Source organism: Hymenobacter sp. YIM 151858-1 (assembly GCF_025979705.1).
Taxonomy (GTDB): Bacteria; Bacteroidota; Bacteroidia; order Cytophagales; family Hymenobacteraceae; genus Solirubrum.
The window spans coordinates 93716-100856 of sequence record NZ_CP110138.1 but is presented as its reverse complement, the minus strand read 5'-3'; the positions used below and the strand labels follow the sequence as shown (position 1 = coordinate 100856).

At 61.1% G+C, this 7141-nt stretch carries 8 protein-coding genes; 1 reads left to right on the top strand and 7 read right to left on the bottom strand.

What is annotated here, in order from left to right; translation table 11 throughout:
• Window positions 1–208, top strand: a 208-nt coding sequence (locus OIS50_RS20495) for a hypothetical protein (RefSeq protein ID WP_264694872.1), incomplete at its 5' end; no start/stop codon positions are given.
• Window positions 209–280: 72 nt separating this feature from the next.
• Here the strand turns inward: OIS50_RS20495 and OIS50_RS20490 are convergent.
• From OIS50_RS20490 to OIS50_RS20460, 7 genes are all read right to left on the bottom strand, one after another.
• A complete protein-coding gene (locus OIS50_RS20490; RefSeq protein ID WP_264694870.1) occupies window positions 281–1606 on the bottom strand; it encodes a type II toxin-antitoxin system HipA family toxin in 1326 nt (441 codons plus the stop codon).
• Window positions 1603–1929 (bottom strand): helix-turn-helix domain-containing protein, encoded by a 327-nt coding sequence (locus OIS50_RS20485; protein WP_183405440.1) that lies wholly within the window; start codon window positions 1927–1929, stop codon window positions 1603–1605. The genes OIS50_RS20490 and OIS50_RS20485 overlap by 4 nt, the downstream gene beginning before the upstream one ends.
• A 248-nt stretch (window positions 1930–2177) precedes the next feature.
• On the bottom strand, window positions 2178–2954 hold the full coding sequence (locus tag OIS50_RS20480; protein ID WP_264694868.1) for a DUF6122 family protein: 777 nt from the start codon (window positions 2952–2954) through the stop codon (window positions 2178–2180).
• A gap of 71 nt (window positions 2955–3025) precedes the next feature.
• Entirely contained in the window at window positions 3026–3649 is a 624-nt protein-coding gene (locus OIS50_RS20475) for a DUF305 domain-containing protein (protein ID WP_264694866.1), read from the bottom strand.
• Window positions 3650–3736: 87 nt separating this feature from the next.
• Window positions 3737–4360: a helix-turn-helix domain-containing protein gene (locus OIS50_RS20470; protein ID WP_264694864.1), complete on the bottom strand. Its 624-nt coding sequence runs from the start codon at window positions 4358–4360 to the stop codon at window positions 3737–3739.
• A 9-nt stretch (window positions 4361–4369) separates the two neighbouring features.
• Window positions 4370–4747 (bottom strand): cupredoxin domain-containing protein, encoded by a 378-nt coding sequence (locus OIS50_RS20465; RefSeq protein WP_264694862.1) that lies wholly within the window; start codon window positions 4745–4747, stop codon window positions 4370–4372.
• Window positions 4748–4751: 4 nt separating this feature from the next.
• Window positions 4752–7025 carry a heavy metal translocating P-type ATPase gene (locus OIS50_RS20460; RefSeq protein ID WP_264694860.1) on the bottom strand — a complete coding sequence of 758 codons (2274 nt, stop codon included), beginning with the start codon at window positions 7023–7025 and terminating at the stop codon, window positions 4752–4754.
• Between the last annotated feature and the right edge of the window lie 116 nt (window positions 7026–7141).

Here is a 7141-nt window from a genome sequence, read left to right as displayed (position 1 = left end):
ATACTGGCCCGACACCTGCTCGGTTGCAGGTGAACCAAAGCGGGTGCCGCATGCCCTTTCAGGCAACAGCGTGCTGCCGACGGCTCGTAACAGGGATTCCCCGTTTGGCAGCTCTGAATTTAATTGCTTTCATTCGAAGCGTAATGACCTTCGCTGCCTTGTTTCCGGGCTCTATGAGCCCATGATTATAGCGCGGCAGCGCGCTTAAAACTGCGTTTGCGCGCTATTATGACGCTTTTCTCAAAAAAAACCCGGGTGTAGTGAGCCCTTTGTGAGCCCTTTATTTTTCGAGGAGTGTTCCCCTAAACAGCTGTAGCCGGTGCGTCTTCGCAATTGCCTGCTGCTGCTTTTCCGGAACGCCGGCTTCGGCAGCAAATTTGGGCCAGTTCGCAACGGCCTCAACCACTTGCTGGATTATCTCCCGGGGCTTTTTCACCAGTACATTCTTGGCTAGCTGCAGGAAATCATCCTCCGTAAAGTCATCTACTTTGCCGGCTATTGACATTTGGTGTTGGCTGGACCATTCCCCCGTGGGGTTGTAGGAGTGCGTCACATCGTACGCCGGTGACAAACTCCACTTCCCCTCGGGGTTCATCAGGAAGGAAATGTTTTTGGTATGGTCGTCTTGATTGCGGGCCACCACATTGAATACCATGCGCCGGTAGAGCTCCTCCACGGCCGGGTGCGGCAGCCGTAGCTTCAGGATGACCTGAAATGCCTGCTCGTAGGTGTACGCTCCGGGCTGGTTGTAATCAAAGTGAGCCAGTCCGCAAAGCGTCTGCATGTGCAGGCGCTTGCTGCCATCCACCCGGTCGAAGCGCCGCGTCATAAAGTGCGCCCGGCCGTTTTCTTCCAGCAACCGACACGGAGTCATGTGCAGGCCCGCCTGTTGCGCCATCAGGTAGTAGGCGTACTCAATGCGCCCGTAGCCGGCCGGGTCACCCAGGCTGGCGTTCGTTACCCCGTCGAGCTTGAGCAACCAGTGCTCAAAGCCGTCCGGAGCATCCACTTGCCCGGAGCGGACTTCCTGGGTGCCGGCGTTGTAGGCAATCACGGCCTTGGCCCGGGCACCGCCGGCGGAAGTGCCCACGCTGATGATTTCGGCCAGCCCCTCGGCGGCGTTGGTGGCCAACGATGTGTGCAGCCCCTCCCGGTTCGTTAGTACCTGACGGGCAAACTTAACGAGCTCGCCTACTTCCAGTGACATTCCCTTTTCCAGCGCCGGCTGCAAAGCCGGTTCATACACCAGGGCGCCCATCCCCCGGTGGCCGAGGTAGCACAAATGCTCAACCGGAGTAAAGGAAGCGGCGTCTCGTCCTTTGGACGCCAGCCAAGCATCAATCAACTGGCGCCCGTACCGGTCAGGTAGGCTGTCGGCGAGCAAACCTGGCAGGCCCTGATAGGTATCCCGGTTCAGGGTTGGGAAGATAAAAATCCCCTTCTGGCGCCGTTGCGGAAGGGGCATCGTCAACGGGGCCAGCTCCACTCCCGTGCGGGCAAAGGCGGGCTCGTATTCGAAGACGCCAACGCGACGTCGGGCGTCCCAGAGCACCGCGCCGACTCGCTGGCCCCAAATGGAAACAGTGGCAGTTATATCAGGGGTCATAAACCGGATGCTGAAGTGTCTTCCCCTCGGCGGCTGGCCCGTTGCCGCTGTTGGCGCGCCAGCCGTGCCGCCTGCAAAGGGCTGATGGTGGCGGACTCTTCCAGCACCTCCAGCACATCAAGCCGCCCCAATGCCCGCAACAGCTGCACCAGGGTCAGGGTAGACGCCGGGCGTCCATTCTCAACCTGGCTAATAGTCAACCGGCTCAGACCGGTTTGGACAGCCAGTTCCTGCTGGGAGATGTCCTGATTCAGACGAATCTGCTGCAGGTTCCGACCAATTTCCTTAACGGCGGCCAAGTCTGATAGCGCGTACCAATCCATAATGATGCTTTTGCATGTCATTAACTGCCGTTCACGGCCTTAATGTCACGTAAAGATAGCATTAACAAACGAACCGGTCAACAAATCTGCCAAAAGATTAATGACACCTATGCATTACATTAAGTAGGTTTTAGTGCCATAATGATACGCATAATATGCATTAAACTACACTAAATTGCTTTGACTTGCATACCAATAGAGGTGACGTGTCAGTTACCGATGTGTACTAAACTACTTCCTTGCCCCACTTACCTGACCACCTCAAGGCCCAGCAGCTTCCGCGCCCAGTCGACCAAACCACGAATGCGGGAGTTGAGATAGCACTCGCGGCAGTAGCGGAAGGACCATAGGCAGTCCACCGTATCGGTGAACAGGTGAAACAGCACGCCCACGGCGATGACGTTCATGGGCGGTGGCAGCAACAGCAGCAGCACATACACCGGGATGGCATAAAACGAGTGCAGCGGGTGGAAGCCTATGCTGCAGCGCAAGGGGTCAAAGACGGGAGTGGCTAACAAGTGGTCCAGGTCAATGAGCATCGTGGCCAGCATAATCAGGTAGGCAGTTTGCCACATCGCAGGAAAGAACACCAACGCCAGCACGACCGGAAACACGAAGTGCAAGCTATAATGCACCAGCGTTTTGGCGCTTACTAGTTTGGGTAAAGGCTTGCCAAGCTCGCGCGGCGTCGCTGCACGGGCTGAGTTCTTCGCCGTATCGGCCGTCGTTGTGGTTGGATAACTTCTATTCGATTGGGGTGCCTGTCCCTTTTTCTCCAAGGGCCTCTCGTTCAGCGAGTACACCGCCCGGGGGCGCGCTCCCCTCTTCGCCGGCCGCGGCGGGGCAGTAGAACGTTCAGGGGCGGCGGCCAGCGTCGTGTCCAGGCGCGTCACCGGGCGCTGCGTAAAGGAATAAGCGGCCGGGGCAAACCGGGGAGTTACAGCCGTGGAGCGGCAACCGCCGAGTAGCAGCACCAGACCGGCGGCGATGTTTCGGAGGCGATGCAGAACAGAGCAGGCAAGCATGGAAGCTCGTAACAGCGGAGCGAAAAAAAGGCAGCCCGAACAGAGCTGCCTTTGCCAGAACGTACCGGTGCTTAGCGGTTGCGCGTCAACCAATTCTGCAGCGCCGCAATTTCCTGACGCTGGTCGGCAATGATGGCTTGGGCCATGCTACGGGTGGTGGCGTGGCGCCCGTGCTGCAGCAGGGCCTCGGAGTTGTCGATGGCGGCCTGGTGGTGGTCCACCATGAGTTGGGCGAAATCGTAATCCGGCCGGCCCGTCAACGTGCGGGCGTCGCTGGCAGCCATCATGCGGTCCATGTTGGTTTTCTGCAGCTGGTTGAACTGCGGCACCAGCGGCGTTTGCGGTTGGTGGCTACCCAGAAAGGCGTTGAACTGGCCAATTTCAGCCTGCTGCTTGGTGATGATGTCCTGGGCCGTGGTCTTCATCTCCTGGTTAGTGCCCGTGCGCAGTTCTTCTTGGGCCATTTTGATGGCGGCATCGTGGTGCAGCACCATTTGGGCAGCAAAGTCGTGGTCGGGGTCTTGGGTTTTGGCCTGCGCGTCCATTTGAGCCATCATGTCCATCATGATTTTCATGTAAGGACTATCGTGTTTCGTGTGCTGGTCGTGGTCCTTCTTGCAGGATGTTACCAGCACCCCTATCAGAAGCAGGGAAAGCAGGGGCAGGCGAAAAAAGCGGCGGGAGAGCATGCGCATTAAATTAGTGGTGAATAAGCGTGACAACGGTCGGCTTGGCGAGGTTGTTTTTACACAACAGAGCCTTTCGCTTGCATAATTTCTGGCTTATACCAACGAATCCAGGCTACGGCGGGCTGAACTCGCCGGCCCCAGCTTCTGAAATTCACTCGGGGTAAGGCCGGTGATTTGCCGGAATTGCCGCGTTAGGTGGGCCGGGCTGCTGTAACCCAGTTGCCGGCTGACCTCGGCAATGCTCAGTTCGCCGTAACCGATAAGCTCTTTGGCGCGCTCGACCTTCTGGCGGATGATAAACTTCTCAATGGTCAGCCCTTCCTCGGCGGAAAACAAGTGGGAGAGGTAATGGTAGTCGCGGCCCAGATGTTCCACCAAGTAGTCAGAGTAGTTGAGCAGGCGCGGGCCGGGGGGCGGGTAGTGAATCAGGGTCACCAGCACCGTTTTAATTTGTTCCACCAGCTGGGCCCGGGGGTCCTCCAGCAACGCAAAGCCGGCATCGCGCAGGCAGGCCCGGATGGGCTCCCATTCCAGCTCGGCGCCGTCGGGAGCCGTTACGTCGGCCTCGCCCAGCACCACGCGGTGCACCTGCAGGCCCAGGGCCGTCAGGTCCTCCTGCACCACCCGGATGCACTGGGGGCACACCATATTTTTAATGAGCAGGCGCTGGACCCCGGGCGGGGGCAGCATGTGGCCGGCAGGAAGGGCGTGGTTCATAGCACGGGCTTACTTAACGACCAGGCTGCCCCGCAGCATGCCCATGCCGCAAGTGAACGTAAACGTGCCGGCCTGCTGGGGCAGCAGCTCTACCAAAGTGGTTTTGTAGGCCGGCAGGTCGCGGCGGATGCTGAAGTCGGGCAGCAGCAGCTCCTCGGAGCAGGAGTTTTCCTCGTCGCGGTAAAAGCTCAGCTGCACGGGTTTGCCACGCTCCACCTCGATGACGTCGGGCGAGTGGCCGCCCTTGACGGTGATGTCCACCTGCTGCACCCCGCCCGAGCTTGACACGGCGCTGGCCGTTTGGCGGGCCGAGAAGAAAAAGTACCAGATGACAAACCCGGCCAGCGCCAGCCCGGACAGGGTCACGATGATTTCGGCAGTATCCATAACCTTAGGATTTAACGGGGGTGAAGCCGCGCAGCCGCAGCGAGTTGGTGAGCACCGAAACCGAGCTCAGGGCCATGGCCGCGGCCGCCAGCATGGGCGAGAGCAGCCAGCCAAAGACCGGGTAGAGCAGGCCCGCCGCCACCGGGATGCCCAGGGTGTTGTAGATGAAGGCAAAAAACAGGTTCTGCTTGATGGTGCGGATGGTCTGGCGCGAGAGGTCGATGGCCGTGACCACGCCCTGCAAATCGGAGCGCATGAGGGTGATGCCGGCGGCTTCCATGGCCACGTCGGTGCCGCCGCCCATGGCCAAACCGATGTCGGCCTGGGCCAGGGCGGGCGCGTCGTTGATGCCGTCGCCCACCATGGCCACCGTGCGGCCCTCGGCCTGCAGCTCCTTGACTTTGCCAGCCTTGTCCTGGGGCAGCACCTCGGCGAAATAGCGCTTGATGCCCACCTGCGCGGCCACCTGCGCGGCGGTCTGGGGGTTGTCGCCGGTCATCATCACCACTTCGATGCCCAGCGCCTGCAGCCCTTGAATGGCGGCCCGGGAGGTGTCGCGCACGGTGTCGGCCACGCCGATTACCCCCGCGGCTTGGCCGGCCACGGCCACGTAGAGCACCGTCTTGGCCTGGGCCAGCAGCGCCTCGGCCTGCCGGCGCACGGCCGGGGGCAAGGAAATACCGGCTTCTTCGAGCAGGCGCAAATTGCCGATGAGCACGGGCTGGCCGTTGACCGTGGCCTGGGCGCCCTTGCCCTCCACCGCCCGGAACCCGCTGGCCGCGACCAGCGGCGTGTGCCGGGCATCGGCGAAGCGCACCACCGCTTCCGCCAAGGGGTGTTCGCTCTGCCGCTCCACGGCGGCCACTGCTTGCAACAGCTGGCTTGCATCCTGCCCGTCGGCCGGACTAAAGTCGGTCACGGCCGGCTCACCCCGGGTAATGGTACCGGTTTTGTCGAGCAGCACGGTGTTGACTTGGTAAGCTTTTTCCAGCGCCTCGGCGTTGCGGATGAGCACGCCGTGCTCGGCGCCCTTGCCGGTGCTGACCATGATGGCCGTGGGCGTGGCCAGACCCAGCGCGCAGGGGCAAGCAATGATGAGCACGGCCACGAAGTTGACCAGCGCCAGCGGCAGGCGCGCTTCTACCGGCGCCAGGTCGAACCACAGCACGAAGGTGAGGATAGCAATAACAACCACCGTGGGCACGAAGATGGCGCTAACCTTGTCGGCCAGCCGCTGGATGGGTGCCCGGCTGCCCTGCGCATCTTCCACCAGCTTCACGATTTGCGACAGCATAGTGTCGGCGCCCACTTTGGTCACGCGGAAGCGGAAGGAACCGGTCTTGTTGAGCGTCGCCCCGAACACGGGGTCGCCTTCCTTCTTCTCCACCGGCAGGCTTTCGCCCGTGAGCATGGCCTCGTCCACGGCCGAGTGACCGGCTTCGATGATGCCGTCGGTGGCGACTTTTTCGCCGGGGCGCACCACAATAATATCGTTCAGCTGGACCTGCTCAATGGGCACGTCCACTTCCTGGCCCCCGGGGCGCACCACGCGGGCGGTTTTAGCTTGCAAACCCATCAAGGCCTTGATGGCGGCCGAGGTCTGGGTTTTGGCGCGCAACTCCAGCACCTTGCCCAGCAGAATCAGGGCAATGATGGTGGCCGTGGTATCGTAGTACACCTCAGGCATGATGCCGCGGCGCATAAACCAGCCCGGCACCACGGTCGCCGCGAGGCTATACAGAAAGGCTGCGCCGGTGCCCACGGCAATGAGCGTGTCCATGTTGGCGGCCCGGTGTTTGAAGCCGTTCCAAGCCGACGTGTAGAATTCGCGGCCGCTGTAGAGCAGCACCGGCAGGGTCAGCAGCAGCAGGCCGTAGTTGAGCCATTGCATGTTGACGCGTGCCATCAGCGCGGGCCAGAGCATCAGCATGCTCAGCGGCATGATGACGATGGCCAAGGCCGTGGCTACCCAAAAGCGGCGCTTGAGCTTTTGGTAGGCCAGGGCCTTCTGCTGGTCGATTTCGGCCTGCCGGTCGGCCGCACTCGTGTCGGGGGCGCGCTCGGTCACGCCGTAGCCGGCCATGACCACGGCTTGCTTGAGGGTAGCGGGCGTGGCCTGAGCGGGCAAGTAATCCACGGTGGCTTTTTCCGTGGCAAAGTTGACCACGGCGCGTTGCACGCCGGGGGTGCGGGTCAGGGACTTTTCGACAAAGGCCGCGCACGAGGCGCAAGTCATGCCTTCGATGTCGAGGGTCTCGGTTCTGGTCGTTGGTTCCATAGGTAACAGCTCAGTAGCGGATTTGCGCGCTTGGCAGGCCAGTGGCCCAAAGGTGAAATCACGCTACAAAGGAACGGGGGCAGTTGCCGGAAGTTGGTACTAAATCCGGCTGCGAA

Coding starts and splice junctions, on each gene's coding strand:
- OIS50_RS20490 (WP_264694870.1), bottom strand. CDS start 1,606: ATGACCCCTGATATAACTGCCACTGTTTCCATTTGGGGCCAGCGAGTC.
- OIS50_RS20485 (WP_183405440.1), bottom strand. CDS start 1,929: ATGGATTGGTACGCGCTATCAGACTTGGCCGCCGTTAAGGAAATTGGT.
- OIS50_RS20480 (WP_264694868.1), bottom strand. CDS start 2,954: ATGCTTGCCTGCTCTGTTCTGCATCGCCTCCGAAACATCGCCGCCGGT.
- OIS50_RS20475 (WP_264694866.1), bottom strand. CDS start 3,649: ATGCGCATGCTCTCCCGCCGCTTTTTTCGCCTGCCCCTGCTTTCCCTG.
- OIS50_RS20470 (WP_264694864.1), bottom strand. CDS start 4,360: ATGAACCACGCCCTTCCTGCCGGCCACATGCTGCCCCCGCCCGGGGTC.
- OIS50_RS20465 (WP_264694862.1), bottom strand. CDS start 4,747: ATGGATACTGCCGAAATCATCGTGACCCTGTCCGGGCTGGCGCTGGCC.
- OIS50_RS20460 (WP_264694860.1), bottom strand. CDS start 7,025: ATGGAACCAACGACCAGAACCGAGACCCTCGACATCGAAGGCATGACT.